The sequence below is a fragment of the Kitasatospora sp. NPDC057198 genome, assembly GCF_042670125.1.
GTDB lineage: Bacteria > Actinomycetota > Actinomycetes > Streptomycetales > Streptomycetaceae > Kitasatospora.
The window spans coordinates 21,192-37,165 of sequence record NZ_JBHUWH010000020.1 but is presented as its reverse complement, the minus strand read 5'-3'; the positions used below and the strand labels follow the sequence as shown (position 1 = coordinate 37,165).

Here is a 15,974-nt window from a genome sequence, read left to right as displayed (position 1 = left end):
ACCGTGACGACCGTGGTGGCCGTTCGTTCGGTGGCGACCGTGAGCGTGGCGGTTTCAACCGCGACGACCGCGGCGGCTACAACGGCGGCGGCGACCGCAAGCCCCGCTGGAAGAACTGACCTGCCGCAGGCAGCCAGGACGGGCCCGCTCCACTTCGGTGGGGCGGGCCCGCCCGCGTTTCCGGACGAAAATCGTTGGTCGGCAAGGGAGTTGGCGATTAGCGTGCCGAAGCATGAGTAGCAGGCAGCAGGCCGTGGCCGCGCAGAACGAGCAGATCGCCGACCGGGGCGAGTACCGGAGCCCGGGCGGCGCGGTGGTGCGGATCGCCGAGGAGCTGGCCGAGGCCAGGGCCGGCACGGTGTCGTACCCGGCGGACGCGGAGTTCGGGCCCGGCCCGGGGCCGCTGGCGGCCGGGGCGGTGGTCGAGGTGACCGGCGAGGGCAGCATGCAGGCGGCCCGGCGGCTGGTGGAGGACGGCGGGCGCGGCGTCGCGGTGCTCAACTTCGCGTCCGCGCGCAACCCCGGCGGCGGCTACCTGCGCGGCGCGAAAGCCCAGGAGGAGGACGTCTGCCGCACCGCGCTGCTCTACCGCTGCCTGCTGGAGGCACCCGACTACTACGAGGCGCACCGGGCCTCCACCGACCTGCGCTACAGCCACCGGGTGATCTGGTCGCCCGGCGTGCCGGTGATCCGGGACGGCCGGGGAGACCTGCTGGAGCGCACCCACCGGGTCGGTTTCCTGACCTCGCCCGCGCCCAACGCGGGCCAGCTGGCGCTGCGTTCGCCCGGCCGGCCGCTCGACCTCGCCCCGCTGCTGGCCGAACGGGCCGGCCGGGTGCTGGCCGTCGCCGCCGCGCACGGCGCGCGCGAACTGGTGCTGGGCGCGTGGGGCTGCGGGGTGTTCCGCAACGACCCGGCGGAGGTGGCCGACGCGTTCGGGCACGCCTTGGACGCGTGGGGCGCGGCCTTCGACCGGGTGGTGTTCGCGGTCTGGGACCGCAACAGCCCCTCGGTGAACCGGGCGGCCTTCGAGCGGCGCTTCGACCAGCGCTTCGACCAGCGTTCCGGCGGCTGATCCGGCGGCTGATTCGAGGGCCGATTCGTGGGCTGATCCGTGGGCTGGTTCGGCGGCTGAACGCCCGCCCCGGACTCCCGGGCTCAGTCGCCGGTGGCCAGTGCGGAGGCGGCGGCCACCACGCCCGTCACGGTCAGCACGGCCGGCCAGGCGCCGATCTTCTTCGCCAGCGGGTGCGAGCCGCCGAACGCCCCCAGGTACAGCGCGGTCAGCCCCGCCGCGGCCGGCACCCCCGACCGCCGCCCCCAGCGCACCGCGGCCGTCGCCCCGGCCGCCGCCAGCACCGCGCCGCCCAGCTCGCGGCGTCCGCTGAACCGTGCGGTCGCGTACCCGCCGATCAGCCCGGTGGCGGCGACGGCGGCGGTGGCGGGGAAACGGGCCATGGGACGGACTCCTTCACGACGGCGGACCGGCTCGGCCGGCGGACGCACCAGTTGGACGCACCGGTGGACGCAGCGTCCACGGTAACGCTCCTAACGAGCTGTCCGCCGTGCGGGGAACGGGGATTGGGATACTCGGGCGGTGACCGATCGAGAGTTTCAACCGACGGGGGACGGGGAGCTGCGGGCGAGTCCGCTGGAGCTCTTCTTCGACCTGGTCTTCGTCTTCGTCATCACCCAGCTCACCGCGAGCCTGGCCCACCACCTCACCCCCGGCGGCCTCGCCCGGGTGCTGGTGATGCTGGCGGTGATCTGGTGGATGTACGACGCCTACATCTGGGTGGCCAACGCCGTCCCGCCGCGCACGGCCGGGCAGCGGGCGCTGATGCTGCTGGGGATGGGCTGCTTCCTGGTCATCGCGCTGAGCGTGCCGCGGGCCTTCGAGGGCGGCGGCGAGATCTTCGGCTGGGCGTACCTGCTGGTGATCGCCGTGCACACCGGCATGTTCGCCACCGCCGGCGTCCGGCCCGGGGCGGTGGCCCGGATGGGGGCGCTCAACCTGCTCGGGGCCGGGCTGGTGATCACCGGCGGCTACCTCCGCGGCGGGCCCGAACTACTGCTCTGGACGGCCGCGTTCGGCCTCCAACTGGCCATCCCGTACCTGGTCGACCTGCCGCGCTTCCAACTGCGCGCCGACCACTTCGTGGAACGCCACGGGCTGGTGGTGATCGTGGCCTTCGGCGAGTCGGTGATCGCCATCGGGGTCGGCATCGACGGGGCCGAGCTCACCCCGGCGCTGATCGGCGCGGCGATGCTCGCGCTGGCGGTCTGCGTCGGCCTGTGGTGGGCGTACTTCGGTGCGGACGACGAGGAGCACGCCGTCCGCGCGATGGCCCGGCTCGACGACGCCCGGCGCAACCTGGCCGCCATCAAGGTCTACAACCTGGGCCACTACGCGCTGCTGCTGGCCGTCATCCTGTTCGCCACCGGCGCCAAGACCGCCACCGCGCACCCCACTTCGCCGATCCACCTCCCCGAGGCACTCGCCCTCTCCGGCGGCACCGCACTCTTCCTGTGCGCCAACGCCGCCGTCCGCCGGATCCTCGCCCTCGGCCCCGTCCGCCTCCGCCTGCTGGCCGCCGCCCTGACCCTCGCCACCGCCCCGCTCGGCACCCGGGTCGGCCCGCTCGCCCAACTCGCCGCCACCGCCGCGATCCTGGCCCTGCTCTTCTGGGCGGAGGGCCGTTCGGCGGGTGGCGGGTCGGCGGACGGACCGCTCCAGTACGTGCCGGGTGCCCGGGAGGCCGCCGCCGTCAGGCCGGGCCCAGGGAGCGGAGGGTGGTGAGGTCGGGGTCGGTGGCACCGTGGTCGCGGAGGTAGGCGTCGAGGGAGCCGTGGCGGGTGGTGGCGTGGGTGAGGGCGGCGTGCAGGTGGGCGGCTTCGACGGGGCGGGAGAGGCGTTCCACTCCGGCGGCGTCGAAGTAGGGGACGGGGCCGCGGTCGAGGCCGAGGCCGGGGTTGGAGCGGAGGAAGTCGGCGGTGACGGCTTCGAGCGGGAGGCCGGCCAGGGTCTGCAGGACGGCGATGGTCAGGCCGGTGCGGTCCTTGCCGACGGCGCAGTGCACCAGCAGCGGGGCGCCGGTGGCCAGGGCGCGGACGGCGGCGGCGACGGCGACGCCGCCGGTCTCGGCCATGAACGGGTAGAGCGCGGCCTGGTCCTCGGGCCAGGCCCGGTCGGTGGTGGCCGGGTCGGGCAGCATCGGCAGGTGCAGGTACTCGACGCCGTCCGGCAGCCGGTCCGGGTACTGCTCGACCTCGGCGATGCTGCGCAGGTCGAGGACGGTGCGGACGCCGAGCTCCGCGAAGCGCCGCACGCCGTCGTCGGTGAGGTGGTTGAGGGTGGCCGAGCGGTAGAGCAGTCCGGGGCGGTAGACGCCGGCCCCGGCGTCGCGGAGGTTGGGGACGTCGGGGATGTCGAGGAAGGGCGCGGCGGCGGTCTCGGTCTCGGTCATGCGTTCCACGGTAGGCGCCGGGGCGGACGTCCGGCCGGGCCGTTCACCGAACCGGTACCAAGGCGGCACCGGCCCGGTCAGCGTCCCCCGGTCGGCGTCCCCCGGTCGGCGTTCCCGGGGCGGCGACCGTCGGCCGCGTCCGCCGGTCAGCGTCCGCCGGCCGCGTCCAGGAAGGCGCCGGTGACGTACGAGGCGGCGGGGGAGAGCAGGTAGAGGATCGCCTCGGCGATCTCCTCGGGCTGCCCGCCGCGCCCCATCGGCAGGTTCGGGCCGACCCGGTCGACCCGGCCGGGTTCGCCGCCGAGGGCGTGGATGCCGGTGTGGATCAGGCCGGGGCGGACGGCGTTGACCCGGATGCCCTCGGCCGCGACCTCCAGCGACAGGCCGGTGGTCATCGAGTCGAGCGCGCCCTTGGACGCTGCGTAGTCGACGTACTCGTTGGGCGAGCCGAGCCGGGACGCCGCCGAGCCGACGTTGACGATCGCGCCGCCCCGGCCGCCGTACCGGGTGGACATCCGGCGGACCGCCGCGGCCGCGCACAGGAACGGGCCGGTGATGTTGGCGGCCCAGATCCGGTTCAGCCGGTCCTCGTCGAGTTCGTCCAGCCGGCACTGCTTCTCCAGCGTGCCCGCGTTGTTCACCAGTGCGGTGAGGGTGCCGAGTTCGCGGTCGACGGTGTCGAACAGCGCGGTCACCCCGGCGGTGTGCGAGACGTCCGCGCGGACGGCGAGCGCGGTGCCGCCGGCGGCCCGGATCCGCTCCACCACGGTGTCCGCGGCGTCCTGGTCGCTGCGGTAGTTGACGCAGACCCGGTAGCCGCGCTCGGCGGCGAGCAGCGCGGTGGCCGCCCCGATGCCGCGCCCGCCGCCGGTGACCACCAGTACTTCGTCCCGTGCCGCGTCCTGCGTCATGCCGTTCGCTCCTTCGTCCGGTCCACGGCGGTGTGCCCGGTGTCGCCGCCGACGCTATCCCACCGGGCGAAATCCCTTTGCCGGACGTCCGGGCGGCGGTCGAGCATCGTCGCCATGGACCTCTCAGTCTCCCCCCACGGCCCGTTGCGGGCCGACCGGCCGGAGGCGGCCGCGTACCTGGCCGCCGACGACACCGTCGACCACGACCACCCCGCCGTCCGCGCGCTGGCCGCCGAGTTGCGGCGGGCGGACCCGGTGCGGACCGCCGAGGCGGCGTTCGAGTACGTCCGCGACCGGATCGACCACTCGGCGGACGTCGGCCGCTGGTCGGCCGCCTACCGGGCCTCCGACGTGCTCGCCGCCGGGAACGCGATCTGCCACGGCAAGTCGCACCTGCTGGCCGCGCTGCTGCGCGCCAACGGCATCCCGGCGGGCCTGTGCTACCAGAAGCTCGAGGTCCTGCACGGCCTCAACGGCGTTCTGCTGCCCGGCAGTTCGTGGTGGGTGCGGCTGGACGGCCGGGGCAACCGGAACGGCGCCGACGGGCACTTCGCCACCACCCCCGCCGAGGAGCGGCCCGCCTGGGCGAACGACCCGGCACTCGGCGAGCACCACTACACCACCGTGTACGCGGCGCCGCCGAAGGCGCTGCTGGACGGGCTGCGCACGGCCGTCCCGAACTCCACCGGCTACGGCTACCTGCCGCTCGAACTCCCGGAATCGGCAGGCTAGTTCGCTCTGGCGTGGCGCGGTGTGTCGTGGCGTGCGGCCGCGGCACGCAGCGCGGCCGGAAATCGCTCGCGCGAACGGCCCGGCCCGGGACACACTGCCACTCCGCTGCCACTTCCACCGCTGTTCCCGCCCGCGACCGCCGAGGAGGCGTCCGCCCGTGCACGTCCTGCTCTCCGGCATCGTCGGCTCCACCGCGTACGGCCTGGCGCACGCCGGCTCCGACCTCGACCGGCTCGGCCTGTTCGCCGCGCCCACCACCGCCTTCCACGGCCTGCACCGCCCCGCCGAGTCGCACGTCACCACCCACCCCGACCGCACCCTGCACGAGGCCGCCAAGTGGTGCCGGCTGGCCCTCTCCGGCAACCCGACCGCCAGCGAACTGGTCTGGCTGCCCGAGGAGTTGTACGAGACCCGGACGCCGCTCGGCGAGGAACTGATCGGCCTGCGGGAGGCGTTCCTGTGCGGCCCGGCCGTCCGGCGCGCCTACCTGGGCTACGCCGGCCAGCAGTTCCGCAAACTCACCGCCCGCGACCGCACCGACCCGGCGGGCCGGGCCAGGGCCGCCAAGCACGCCCGGCACCTGGTGCGCCTGGTCGGCCAGGGCGTCACGCTGCACGAGACCGGCCGGTTGGAGATCCGCCTCCCCGACCCGGAACGGGTCCGCGCCCTCGGCGAGCGCTACGCCGACCGCCCGGAGGACGCCGCGTCCCTCCTCGCCGCCGCCGAGACCCGCTTCGACCGCCCCGGCGTGCTCCCCGTCGCCCCCGACGAACGCCCGGTCGAAGCCTGGCTCCACCGCGTCCGAACCGCCCACCTCCCCCCGCCCTGACCCCCGCCCTGACCCCTGCCACCCCCGGCCGCGGCCCCCCGCGACCCGCCCGGCAATCCACTGCTCCCCGCCCACCGGGCACCAGGTAGGATCACCCCGGCAGGCGGTGTCCCACCCGGTCCACGCCTGCTGCGGGCCGCTAGCTCAATTGGCAGAGCTGCGGACTTTTAATCCGTAGGTTCAGGGTTCGAACCCCTGGCGGCCCACCCGGAACGTGGCGGTCACACCGCCTCCGACCTGCAGCGCAGCACCCCGGCCACTCGTTCTGGCCGGGGTGCTGCCGCGTTCTGGGTCCACGTGCGCGAGCGGCTGTACCGGCACGCCGTCAGGGTTCTTCCGGTCCGTGCCTGCTCGGGGTGCGGCGACCGCCCGATGAGCGGCTCGTTCAGACCTTGACGACTGCGACAGCGGGCCCGCTGGACGGACTGCCGTGGCTGCCCTGCATGGCCCGTTCGCCGCGGCGTCGGAGCCCCGTGCGGCGTCGGAGTTCCGTGTTTGGATACGGCAGCGTTGCCCCCAGGCGTGGAAGGAAGAGGACTTGAGGCGCACGACACCACCGCGGCCGCTGGACATCACCGCAGAGTTTCCGGAACTCGCCGGCCTGGCCAGGACGGCCACCCGCCTGCACCCGAGTCCCGGAGCGCCGACCGTGCACGACAGTTCGGTGGGCGGGCCGCTGCTCTGGCCGGCGGACGAACCCTGGCCGGAGGACGAGCCGGGACGCCCGCCGGTCAGGCCCGTGCAGAAGCTGGCAGACGTCCACCAGTTGCGGGCCCTGCTGACCCGGGCGTGGGCGCGACCGCGCGGCCCGCGGGAGAACCTGCTGTCCGCGCAGGAGAGCGAGACGGCGGAGCGGTTGCGTGCGGGGCACGACCCCGCGCTGCTGCCCGCGGGCCCGCAGCCGCTGATTCCGCTCGCGCAGCTCTACGCCCGCGACGTGCCCGCGCTGACCTTCCCGGAAGGTACGGATCTGCTGCAGGTGCTGTGGGCGCCGGGCTACGGCATCGAGGGGTGCTCGGCCAACGTGCAACTGCGGTGGCGCCGGGCCGCGGACGTTCACGAGGCCCTGCGCACTTTTCCCGAGCCCGCCTATGTCGAGTGCGACGACCACGTACCGGAGCCGTGCCTGCTCCAGCCCGAACCGGTGCGGGAGTTCCCGCCCGGCCATCTGCTCGACCGGGCCCTGGAGGAGCGCGTGTACGGCTGGTGCGCACAGCAGTCGGTGAGCTACCGGAGCGATCTGTCCGTCGCTCCCGGATGGAAGGCGGGCGGGTGGCCGGCTCCCTTCACCTTCCGCGACGCGGCCGAGTCCGACGAGGACGAGGAACGGCGGTGCGGCGAGTGCGGCGGGCCCCTGGAGGCGCTGCTCACCGTCGACAGCAGTGAGTGGGACGGGGCCAGTGGCAGTTGGCGGCCGGCCGAGACGGCCTCGGACACGGCGAAGCCCGTCGGGTATCCCTACCGAACCCTGCACAACCCCACCATGATGACTGTCGGGCGGGGCTACACCCTCCAGGTCTACAGCTGCGTCAGGACGCCCTCGCACCTGCCGCGCACGATCATGCAGTAGCCCGGGGCCCGGGGCCGACCACGGAGCGGCTCCGGGGCGCCTGCCCGTACCCGGCGTTCGACACCGTGCGGTGCGCGGATCGGTCAACCCCCGTGCACGGGGGAGCGGGTGGGAAAGCCGGACCAATCCGGGCCCGTCCGGGCCCCGAACCGGGGGTGTGAGCAACCAACCGACTCCCGCCGCCCCGAGCCGCGGTGCCGCCCGCGGACTGCTGCGGGTGGCCGGCGCGGCCGCGGTCGGTCTGGCGGCGGCGGTGGCGGCGCTCGGCGCGGGCGAACTGGTCGCGTGCGCCGTCGGAGCGGGCAGTGCGCCGGTGATCGCGGTGGGGTCGGCGGCGATCGACCTGACGCCGACGCCGCTGAAGGAGTACGCGGTCCGCACCTTCGGCACCCACGACAAGGCGGTGCTGCTGGGCGGGATCTACCTGACGATGGCCCTACTCGCCGCGCTGGCCGGCCTGTTGGCGGTCCGGCGCCCGCCCGCCGGGGCCGCGGTCTTCGGTGCGTTCGGCGGCCTCGGTGCCTGGGCGGCGCTGTCCCGTCCCGGCGCGTCCCCCGCCGACTGCGCCCCGTTACTGGTCGCCGGGCTGGTCGGCGCGGCCGCCGTGCTGGTCCTGGCCCGGCTGTGGCGCAGGCCGACCGGGGCGCCCGCCGTGCGGCACGCGGAGCCGGACGGCGCCGGGGCGACGAGCCGCCGGACGGTGCTGGCCGCCACCGCCGGGACGTTCGCGGCGGGCGCGCTGGCCGGGATCGGCGGACGCGCCCTGACCGAACGCCGCTACGACGTCACCGCCGCCCGCGACGCCGTCCGCCTCCCCGCCCCGGCCGTCCCGCTGCCGCCGCTGCCCGCCGCCGTCCACCCGAACGTCCCCGGGCTGTCGCCGTTCACCACCCCGAACGCCGACTTCTACCGGGTCGACACCGCGCTGACCCTGCCGCAGATCGACCCGCGGGACTGGACGCTGCGCATCCACGGCCTGGTCGACCGCCCGCAACTGCTCAGCTTCGACGACCTGTTGCGCGAGCCGCTGGAGGAGCTGGACCACACGCTGTCCTGCGTCTCCAACGAGGTCGGCGGCCCCTACGCCGGCACCGCCCGCTGGCTGGGTGCCGCGCTGCCCGCGCTGCTGCGCCGTGCCGGGGTCCGGGCCGGGGCCGACCAGCTGGTGGGGCGCTCCAAGGACGGCATGACCATCGGCACCCCGCTGGAGTCCGTCCTCGACGGCCGCCGCGCGCTGCTGGCGGTGGCGATGAACGGCGAGGCGCTGCCGGTCGCGCACGGCTTCCCGTGCCGCAGCGTGGTGCCCGGCTTCTACGGCTACACCTCCGCCACCAAGTGGCTGGTCGACCTGGAGGTCACCACCTTCGCCGCCTTCGACCCGTACTGGGTGCGGCGCGGCTGGGACCGCACCGGCACCGTCCGCACCGCCTCCCGGATCGAGGTGCCCGCGCCGTTCGCCAAGGTCCCCGCCGGTGCCGTCGACCTCGCCGGGACGGCCTGGGCGACCCACCGCGGCATCGCCGCCGTCGAGGTCCGGATCGACGGCGGGCCCTGGCAGCGGGCCGAGTTGGCCGCCGACGCCGGGCCCGACCTGTGGCGGCAGTGGTCGTACGCCTGGACGGGCGCGACCCCCGGCACCCACCGGATCGAGGTGCGCGCCACCGACGCGGCCGGCGCCGTGCAGCCCGAGAGCCGCGCCGCGCCCTTCCCCGCCGGGGCGACGGGCTGGCACAGCACCGTCGTCACCGTCACCTGAACCGTCAACATCCTTTTCCTTAGCACCACTTCACCCCAGCACCGAGGAGCGATCCGCCATGTCCGCGAACACCCGCAACCGCCGCGCCTTCACCGCCCTGCTCGCCGCGGGCGCCCTGGCCCTGACCCTGGGCGCGTGCAGCAGCAGCGGCGGCTCGAGCTCCTCGTCCGCCCCGGCCTCCGCGGCCCCCTCCTCGTCGGCGGCGATGTCCGGCGGCACGGCCTCCGCCGCGGCGATGGACGACCAGCCGTTCGGCGCGGCCTGCGCGGCCGTGCCGAAGGACGGCGCCGGGTCGTTCGGCGGCATGGCCAAGGACCCGGTGGCCACCGCCGCCTCCAACAACCCGCTGCTGTCCACCCTGGTGGCGGCCGTCAAGCAGGCCGGGCTGGTCGACACCCTCAACTCGGCGCAGAACATCACCGTCTTCGCCCCCACCAACGACGCCTTCGCCAAGATCCCGAAGGCCGACCTGGACGCGCTGCTGGCCGACAAGGCGAAGCTGACCAAGGTGCTCACCTACCACGTCACCCCCGAGCGGCTGGCCCCGAACGCGCTGGCCGGCACCCACCAGACCCTGGAGGGCGGCGACCTCACCGTCACCGGCGCCCAGCCCGACTTCACCGTCAACGGCAACTCCAAGGTGCTGTGCGGCAACGTGCAGACCGCCAACGCGACCGTCTACATCGTCGACACCGTCCTGATGCCGACCTCCTGACCGCACGGTCGTGCTCGCGAGGGCCCCGGCCGCTCCGGCGGTTCCCAGGGGCCCTCGCGCCGTGCGCCGGGGCCCGGAGGGTGAACCACGGGCCGGTGGCGCGGGGGCCTGGGCGAGGTGGGTACGGGCGTCGTCGGGGCGGGGCGGGGGCCGGGGTCCGGGGTCGTGCGTCGGTCGGAGGGTCAGTTCTTCGGCTCGGACGCTGCGGTGTCGATTTCGGCGATGAGGCTCTCGACGCGGGCGCGGACGGCGTCGCGGATCGGGCGGACGGCGTCGACGCCCTGGCCGGCGGGGTCGTCGAGGGGCCAGTCACGGTAGTGCTTGCCGGGGAAGAAGGGGCAGGCGTCGCCGCAGCCCATGGTGATGACGTAGTCGGAGGACTGGACGGCCTCGGTGGTGAGGACCTTCGGCCGCTGGTCGGAGATGTCGATGCCGACCTCGGCCATCGCGGCGACGGCGGCCGGGTTGACCTCGCGGCCGGGGGCGGATCCGGCGGAGCGGACCTCGACGCGGTCCCCGGCGAGGTGGGTGAGGAAGCCGGCGGCCATCTGGGAGCGGCCGGCGTTGTGGACGCAGACGAACAGCACGGAGGCGAGCGGCGCGGCGGTCATCGGTGGGCGGTCCTTCGTTCGGGTCGGGGATCCAGGGTCGGCCGTCCAGGGCCGGTCGGGCGGAGACGGCCGGCCGGAGCCGGGCAGCTGGGCCAGCGGCGGCGGCCACAGGACATGTCAGCCGTCGCTGGTGTCAGCCCCGGCTGATGTGAAAGTATCAGTCCATGGTGATGTCAGTCGACACTGAACTGTTGCGGGTGCTGTCCGACCCGCTCAGGCTGCGGATCGTGACCCTGCTGGCCCGCGAGACCCTGTGCACCACGCACCTGGTGGAGGAGACCGGCGCCCGTCAGACCAACCTCTCCAACCACCTCAAGGTGCTCCGGGACGCCGGCGTCGTGGACACCGAGCCGTGCGGGCGCTTCACCTACTACCGGCTGCGGCCGGAGGTGCTGGAGGTCCTGTCCGGTCAGTTCGCCGACCTCGCCGCCACCGCCCGCGCCAACGCCGACACCAAGAGGTCCTGCTGATGCCCCGCACCGCGCCCGCCCCGGACGCCGGACCCGCCGAGGCGGCGTCGGTCGCCGGGAAGCTGTCGTTCGTCGACCGCTACCTCGCGGTGTGGATCCTGGTCGCGATGGCCGTCGGCCTCGGACTGGGCCGCCTGGTCCCCGGGCTGAACGACGCGCTGGCGGAGGTGGAGGTCGGCGGGATCTCGCTGCCGATCGCGCTCGGCCTGCTGGTCATGATGTACCCGGTGCTGGCGAAGGTCCGCTACGACCGGCTCGACACCGTCACCGGCGACCGCAGGCTCATGGCCTCCTCGCTGGTGATCAACTGGATCGTCGGCCCGGCGGTGATGTTCGCCCTGGCCTGGGTCTTCCTGGCGGACCTGCCGGAGTACCGCACCGGGCTGATCGTCGTCGGGCTGGCCCGCTGCATCGCCATGGTGATCATCTGGAACGACCTCGCCTGCGGCGACCGCGAGGCCGCCGCCGTCCTGGTGGCCCTGAACTCGGTGTTCCAGGTCGTCATGTTCGGTGTGCTGGGCTGGTTCTACCTCGACCTGCTCCCGGGCTGGCTGGGCCTCGGCGAGGGCGAGCACCTGGACGTCTCCATGTGGAGGATCGCCCTCAACGTCGTCGTCTTCCTCGGCATCCCGCTGATCGCCGGCTTCCTCACCCGCCGCCTCGGCGAGCGGCGGCTCGGCCGCGAACGCTACGAGGCGAAGGTGCTGCCGCGCATCGGCCCCTGGGCCCTGTACGGGCTGCTGTTCACCATCGTGGTCCTGTTCGCCCTCCAGGGGAGGACGATCACCTCGCAGCCGCTGGACGTCGCCCGGATCGCCCTGCCGCTGCTCGCCTACTTCGCGATCATGTGGTTCGGCACCTTCGCCCTCGGCAGGGGTCTCGGCCTCGGCTACGACCGCACCGCCACCCTCGCCTTCACCGCCGCCGGCAACAACTTCGAACTCGCCATCGCGGTGGCCATCGGCACCTTCGGCGTCACCTCCGGCCAGGCCCTCGCGGGCGTCGTCGGCCCGCTGATCGAAGTCCCGGTGCTGATCGCCCTGGTGTACGTCTCCCTCGCCTGGCGCAAGAAGTTCACCGCCCCCGGCTCCTGAGTACCCGCCCCACCGCCGGGCCCGCCCCGGCCACCGGACCCGCCCCGCCACCCGACCCGCTCCCGGCGTGGCGGGCGGGCGGGTCAGCCGACGGCCGGGCTGCGGCGTTCGATCAGGACGGTGTCACGCCACACGCCGTGGTGGCGGGCGACGCGTTCGCGGGTGCCGATGGTGCGGAAGCCGGCGCGGGCGTGGAGGGCGAGGCTGGCGGTGTTCTCGGGGAAGACGGACGACTGGATCGTCCAGATCCCGGCGGCCTCGGTGGAGTCGACCAGTGCCGCCAGCAGGGCGCCCGCGATGCCCCGGCCGCGGTGGTCGGGGTGGACGTAGACGGAGTGCTCGACCACCCCGGCGTAGGCGGGGCGGGCGGAGACCGCGCCGACTGCCGCCCAGCCGAGCACCTGCCCGTCCGGGCCGAGGGCGATGTGCCGGTGCGCGGGCAGGCGGGCGGCGTCGAACGCGGCCCAGTCCGGCGTCTCGGTCTCGAAGGTGGCGTTGCCCTCCTCGATGCCCGCCCGGTAGATCGCGAGCACCTGCTCGGCGTGCTCGGGCCGCATCGGGCCGAGCGGGGGAAGTGCGACGGTCACGGGAACTCCTCCAGCGCGGCGGGGGCGGTGCGGGTCAGCGGTTGAGGTCGAGGAGTTGCGCCAGGCCGGCCAGGACGGATGGTTCGACCCGGTAGTACACCCAGGTGCCGCGGCGTTCGGAGGCGAGCAGGCCGGCCTCGCGGAGCTTCTTCAGGTGGTGGGAGACGGTGGGCTGGGAGACGCCGACGTCCTGGATGTCGCACACGCACGCCTCGCCGCCCTCGTGCGCGGCGACCTTGGAGAACAGCCGCAGCCGTACCGGGTCGCCGAGCGCCTTGAACATCGCGGCCATCTTGACCGCGTCCGCCTCGGAGAGTTCCGCCGAGGTCAGTGGCGGGCAGCACGGCACCGCCTCCGGTGCGAGGACCGGCAGCTCCATCCGTGAATTCGACATGCGCCTATATTGACATCCATCGATACGACGGGCAAGGTCGGAGGGGACAGCACATCGACGTTTGTCGAATCAGGCGGGTCGCGGCGAGGCCGCACCGCCCAGCGCGAAGGGGAGAGAACCGCCATGACCTCCGACACCACCGGCCTGCCCGTCCTCGTGATCGGCGCCGGACCGATCGGCCTGGCCGCCGCCGCCCACCTGCTGGAGCGCGGCATCGAACCGCTGGTGCTCGAGGCCGGGCCGTCGGCCGCCACCGCCGTCCGCGAGTGGTCGCACGTACGGCTGTTCTCGCCGTGGGCCGAGGTCGTCGACCCCGCCGCCGAGAAGCTGCTCGCCCCCACCGGCTGGACCCGCCCCGAGGCCACCGCGTACCCGACCGGCGGCGACTGGGTCGCCCGCTACCTCCAGCCGCTCGCCGACGCCCTCGGCGAGCGCGTCCGCTACGGCGCCCGGGTCACCGGCGTCGCCCGCGCCGGGCGGGACCGGATCGTCGACGCCGACCGCGAGCAGCAGCCCTTCACCGTCCACGTCGCCCGCGCCGACGGCAGCGAGGAGCGCCTGCTGGTGCGCGCCGTCGTCGACGCCTCCGGCACCTGGGCCACCCCGAACCCGCTCGGCGCCGACGGCCTGCCCGCCCTCGGTGAGCGCGCCGCCGCCGACCGCGTCTCCTACCGCGTCCCCGACCTCAAGGACCCGGCCGTCCGGGCCCGGTACGCCGGCAGGCGCACCGCCGTCGTCGGCACCGGCGCCTCCGCGTTCACCGCCCTCGCGGCCCTCGCCGACCTGGCGGAGCAGGAGCCCGGCACCCACGCGGTGTGGGTGCTGCGCCGCGGCCTCACCGGCTCCACCTTCGGCGGCGGCACCGCCGACCAGCTCCCCGCCCGCGGCGCCCTGGGCCTGGCCGCCAAGGCCGCGGTCGACAGCGGCCGCGCCGACGCGCTGACCGGCTTCCGCACCGCCGCCGTCGAGCGGGACGGCGAACACCTGGCCCTGGTCGCCGAGGACGGCACCCGCGCCGAGGGCCTGGACGAGGTCGTCGTGCTGACCGGCCTGCGTCCCGACCTGTCCTTCCTCACCGAACTGCGCCTCGGCCTCGACGACCGCCTCCAGGCCCCGACCGAACTCGCCCCGCTGATCGACCCCAACCAGCACTCCTGCGGCACCGTCTACCCGCACGGCGCGAACGAGCTCTCGCACCCGGAGCAGGACGTCTACCTGGTCGGCATGAAGTCCTACGGTCGGGCCCCGACCTTCCTCGCCCTGACCGGCTACGAGCAGGTCCGCTCGGTGGCCGCCGCGCTCGCCGGCGACCTGGAGGCCGCCGCCCGCGTCGAACTCACCCTCCCGGAGACCGGCGTCTGCGGCGGCGCCGGCCTCTACGACGAGCCCGCCGGGGAGCAGGACGGCGGCTGCTGCGGGGCCCCCGCCGTCCCGCAGCTCATCACGCTCGGCGTGCCCTCGGCGGGCGGCTCCTGCTCGCCCGGGGGCGGCTGCTGACTGCCGCTCGGCCCCGGCGCCCGCTCCGGCGGGAGCCGGGGTGCCGGAGCGTCGGGGCGTCGGGGAGCCGGGGAGGGCTCAGCGCCGGGTGCCGACCGCCGAGAGGAGGACGTCGACGAGGCGGTCGGCCGCGTCGGGGCGGCCGTGGGTGCGGGAGTTGGCGGCCATGGTGGCGCGGTGGTGGGGGTCGGTGAGCAGGGGGGTGAGGGCGGCGTGGAGGGCGGCGGGGGTGACGTCGCCGAGGAGGGCGGTGGCGGCGCCCGACCGCTGGAGGTGGGTGGCGTTGTGGGCCTGTTCGTTGCCGGCGGAGGAGGCGAGCGGGACGAAGACGGCGGCCTTGCCGAGGGCGGTGAGTTCGGCGAGGGTGCCGGCACCGCTGCGGCTGACGACCACGTCGGCGAGGGCGAGCACGTCGGGGAGTTCGGCGCCGAGGTAGCCGGTGAGCAGGTAGCGGCCGGCCAGCTGCGGGGGCAGGTCGCGGGTGTGCGCGCGCAGGGCGCTCTCGTTGGCGGGGCCGCACTGGTGGATGACGTTGGCGCGCTGCAGGAGGTCGGGCAGGACTGCCGCGACCAGGGTGTTGATCTGCACCGAGCCCTGGGCGCCGCCCGTGACGTAGACGGTGGGCAGCGAGCGGTCGAAGCCGTACAGGTCGAGGGCGGTCACGGCCTTGTCGGCCTGTCCGGCGAGGACGGCAGGGCGCACCGGGTTGCCGGTGACGGCGGCGGTGCTCCGGGCGGACTTCGGCAGCAGCGGCAGGGTGGATTCGGAGGAGACCGCGACCCGGGTCGCGGCGCGGGCCAGCACCTTGTTGGCCAGCCCGAGGCGGACGGTCTGCTCGTGCACGACGAGCGGGGCCCGGCAGGAGCGGGCGGCCAGGCCGACCGGCACCGCGACGTAGCCGCCGGTGGCCAGCACCACGTCCGGGGCGAACTCGGCGATCAGGGCGCGGGCCTGCCAGGCGCCGAGCGGGACGCGGCACATGTCCCGGACGTTCGCGGGGGAGACCAGCTTCAGCGGGTTGGAGGAGCGCCGGATCTTGCCGGTGGCGACGGGCGCGAACCGGATGCCCTCGGCGGGGGCCACTCGGGCCTCCAACCCGGCCGCGGTGCCGATCCACAGCACGTCCACCGCCCGTCCGTGCGCGGCCAGTCGGGCCTGGAGCGCCCGTACCGCGGTCAGCGCGGGGTAGGTGTGCCCGCCGGTGCCGCCGCCGGTGACCACCAGGCGCAGCGGGGCGCCCTGTCCGTCGCCCTGTCCGGTGAATTCCATGCCCGTCTCCCATCGACCGCCGGACGGTTCCGTCGCGGAACCGTCGTCCGTGTGACGGTGGATCAGCCTACG

The 15,974-nt window shown here is 74.9% G+C and carries 17 protein-coding genes and 1 tRNA gene; 11 read left to right on the top strand and 7 right to left on the bottom strand.

The features are described from left to right. The first annotated feature begins 232 nt into the window (after positions 1-232). Positions 233-1,075, top strand: coding sequence for a TIGR02452 family protein (locus ACFUEL_RS04525; RefSeq protein WP_380234485.1), 843 nt, complete (start codon positions 233-235; stop codon positions 1,073-1,075). Between the two features lie 83 nt (positions 1,076-1,158). On the opposite strand, the gene ACFUEL_RS04520 is transcribed toward ACFUEL_RS04525, so the two are convergent. Further along, complete coding sequence (locus ACFUEL_RS04520; protein WP_380234484.1) at positions 1,159-1,458, bottom strand: hypothetical protein; 300 nt, start codon at positions 1,456-1,458, stop codon at positions 1,159-1,161. Between the two features lie 139 nt (positions 1,459-1,597). Here ACFUEL_RS04520 and ACFUEL_RS04515 point away from each other — a divergent pair, with 139 nt between their 5' ends. Then, complete coding sequence (locus ACFUEL_RS04515) at positions 1,598-2,800, top strand: low temperature requirement protein A (RefSeq protein ID WP_380234483.1); 1,203 nt, start codon at positions 1,598-1,600, stop codon at positions 2,798-2,800. Here ACFUEL_RS04515 and ACFUEL_RS04510 read toward each other — a convergent pair. Next, complete coding sequence (locus ACFUEL_RS04510) at positions 2,769-3,467, bottom strand: tyrosine-protein phosphatase (protein ID WP_380234482.1); 699 nt, start codon at positions 3,465-3,467, stop codon at positions 2,769-2,771. The two genes, ACFUEL_RS04515 and ACFUEL_RS04510, sit on opposite strands and share 32 nt — an antisense overlap. Positions 3,468-3,613: 146 nt before the next feature. Further along, a complete protein-coding gene (locus ACFUEL_RS04505) occupies positions 3,614-4,378 on the bottom strand; it encodes an SDR family oxidoreductase (RefSeq protein WP_380234481.1) in 765 nt (254 codons plus the stop codon). A 114-nt stretch (positions 4,379-4,492) separates the two neighbouring features. Between ACFUEL_RS04505 and ACFUEL_RS04500 the strand changes: the two genes are divergently transcribed. From ACFUEL_RS04500 to ACFUEL_RS04475, 6 genes are all read left to right on the top strand, one after another. Beyond that, positions 4,493-5,110 carry a transglutaminase family protein gene (locus ACFUEL_RS04500; protein ID WP_380234480.1) on the top strand — a complete coding sequence of 206 codons (618 nt, stop codon included), beginning with the start codon at positions 4,493-4,495 and terminating at the stop codon, positions 5,108-5,110. Between the two features lie 157 nt (positions 5,111-5,267). Beyond that, entirely contained in the window at positions 5,268-5,939 is a 672-nt protein-coding gene (locus ACFUEL_RS04495) for a DNA polymerase beta superfamily protein (RefSeq protein WP_380234479.1), read from the top strand. A 133-nt stretch (positions 5,940-6,072) separates the two neighbouring features. Continuing rightward, a tRNA-Lys gene (locus ACFUEL_RS04490) sits at positions 6,073-6,145 on the top strand. Between the two features lie 443 nt (positions 6,146-6,588). Then, on the top strand, positions 6,589-7,509 hold the full coding sequence (locus ACFUEL_RS04485) for a hypothetical protein (protein ID WP_380234478.1): 921 nt from the start codon (positions 6,589-6,591) through the stop codon (positions 7,507-7,509). Positions 7,510-7,666: 157 nt separating this feature from the next. Further along, on the top strand, positions 7,667-9,265 hold the full coding sequence (locus ACFUEL_RS04480) for a molybdopterin-dependent oxidoreductase (protein ID WP_380234477.1): 1,599 nt from the start codon (positions 7,667-7,669) through the stop codon (positions 9,263-9,265). A gap of 58 nt (positions 9,266-9,323) precedes the next feature. Next, entirely contained in the window at positions 9,324-9,980 is a 657-nt protein-coding gene (locus ACFUEL_RS04475) for a fasciclin domain-containing protein (RefSeq protein ID WP_380234476.1), read from the top strand. Between the two features lie 182 nt (positions 9,981-10,162). Here the strand turns inward: ACFUEL_RS04475 and ACFUEL_RS04470 are convergent, their stop codons facing one another. Further along, on the bottom strand, positions 10,163-10,591 hold the full coding sequence (locus ACFUEL_RS04470) for an arsenate reductase ArsC (RefSeq protein WP_380234474.1): 429 nt from the start codon (positions 10,589-10,591) through the stop codon (positions 10,163-10,165). 164 nt (positions 10,592-10,755) lie between these two features. On the opposite strand from ACFUEL_RS04470, the gene ACFUEL_RS04465 reads away from it, so the two are divergent. Together ACFUEL_RS04465 and arsB are read left to right on the top strand one after the other, a co-directional pair. Next, positions 10,756-11,061: an ArsR/SmtB family transcription factor gene (locus ACFUEL_RS04465; protein ID WP_380234473.1), complete on the top strand. Its 306-nt coding sequence runs from the start codon at positions 10,756-10,758 to the stop codon at positions 11,059-11,061. Then, the gene (arsB, locus tag ACFUEL_RS04460; RefSeq protein ID WP_380234472.1) at positions 11,061-12,155 is read left to right on the top strand and encodes an ACR3 family arsenite efflux transporter; all 1,095 of its coding nucleotides are present in this window, start codon (positions 11,061-11,063) and stop codon (positions 12,153-12,155) included. Before ACFUEL_RS04465 ends, arsB begins: the two co-directional genes overlap by 1 nt. 83 nt (positions 12,156-12,238) lie before the next feature. On the opposite strand, the gene ACFUEL_RS04455 is transcribed toward arsB, so the two are convergent. Both ACFUEL_RS04455 and ACFUEL_RS04450 read right to left on the bottom strand, forming a co-directional pair. Next, positions 12,239-12,712 (bottom strand): GNAT family N-acetyltransferase, encoded by a 474-nt coding sequence (locus tag ACFUEL_RS04455; RefSeq protein WP_380234488.1) that lies wholly within the window; start codon positions 12,710-12,712, stop codon positions 12,239-12,241. Positions 12,713-12,776: 64 nt separating this feature from the next. Next, positions 12,777-13,136 carry an ArsR/SmtB family transcription factor gene (locus ACFUEL_RS04450; RefSeq protein WP_380234471.1) on the bottom strand — a complete coding sequence of 120 codons (360 nt, stop codon included), beginning with the start codon at positions 13,134-13,136 and terminating at the stop codon, positions 12,777-12,779. A gap of 123 nt (positions 13,137-13,259) precedes the next feature. Here ACFUEL_RS04450 and ACFUEL_RS04445 point away from each other — a divergent pair, with 123 nt between their 5' ends. Continuing rightward, positions 13,260-14,633 carry an NAD(P)-binding domain-containing protein gene (locus ACFUEL_RS04445; RefSeq protein WP_380234470.1) on the top strand — a complete coding sequence of 458 codons (1,374 nt, stop codon included), beginning with the start codon at positions 13,260-13,262 and terminating at the stop codon, positions 14,631-14,633. Between the two features lie 78 nt (positions 14,634-14,711). On the opposite strand, the gene ACFUEL_RS04440 is transcribed toward ACFUEL_RS04445, so the two are convergent. Beyond that, a complete protein-coding gene (locus ACFUEL_RS04440) occupies positions 14,712-15,902 on the bottom strand; it encodes a glycosyltransferase (protein WP_380234469.1) in 1,191 nt (396 codons plus the stop codon). Positions 15,903-15,974 lie beyond the last annotated feature (72 nt).

Coding starts and splice junctions, on each gene's coding strand:
- ACFUEL_RS04525 (WP_380234485.1), top strand. CDS start 233: ATGAGTAGCAGGCAGCAGGCCGTGGCCGCGCAGAACGAGCAGATCGCC.
- ACFUEL_RS04520 (WP_380234484.1), bottom strand. CDS start 1,458: ATGGCCCGTTTCCCCGCCACCGCCGCCGTCGCCGCCACCGGGCTGATC.
- ACFUEL_RS04510 (WP_380234482.1), bottom strand. CDS start 3,467: ATGACCGAGACCGAGACCGCCGCCGCGCCCTTCCTCGACATCCCCGAC.
- ACFUEL_RS04505 (WP_380234481.1), bottom strand. CDS start 4,378: ATGACGCAGGACGCGGCACGGGACGAAGTACTGGTGGTCACCGGCGGC.
- ACFUEL_RS04500 (WP_380234480.1), top strand. CDS start 4,493: ATGGACCTCTCAGTCTCCCCCCACGGCCCGTTGCGGGCCGACCGGCCG.
- ACFUEL_RS04475 (WP_380234476.1), top strand. CDS start 9,324: ATGTCCGCGAACACCCGCAACCGCCGCGCCTTCACCGCCCTGCTCGCC.
- ACFUEL_RS04470 (WP_380234474.1), bottom strand. CDS start 10,591: ATGACCGCCGCGCCGCTCGCCTCCGTGCTGTTCGTCTGCGTCCACAAC.
- ACFUEL_RS04465 (WP_380234473.1), top strand. CDS start 10,756: ATGGTGATGTCAGTCGACACTGAACTGTTGCGGGTGCTGTCCGACCCG.
- arsB (WP_380234472.1), top strand. CDS start 11,061: ATGCCCCGCACCGCGCCCGCCCCGGACGCCGGACCCGCCGAGGCGGCG.
- ACFUEL_RS04455 (WP_380234488.1), bottom strand. CDS start 12,712: ATGCGGCCCGAGCACGCCGAGCAGGTGCTCGCGATCTACCGGGCGGGC.
- ACFUEL_RS04450 (WP_380234471.1), bottom strand. CDS start 13,136: ATGTCGAATTCACGGATGGAGCTGCCGGTCCTCGCACCGGAGGCGGTG.
- ACFUEL_RS04445 (WP_380234470.1), top strand. CDS start 13,260: ATGACCTCCGACACCACCGGCCTGCCCGTCCTCGTGATCGGCGCCGGA.
- ACFUEL_RS04440 (WP_380234469.1), bottom strand. CDS start 15,902: ATGGAATTCACCGGACAGGGCGACGGACAGGGCGCCCCGCTGCGCCTG.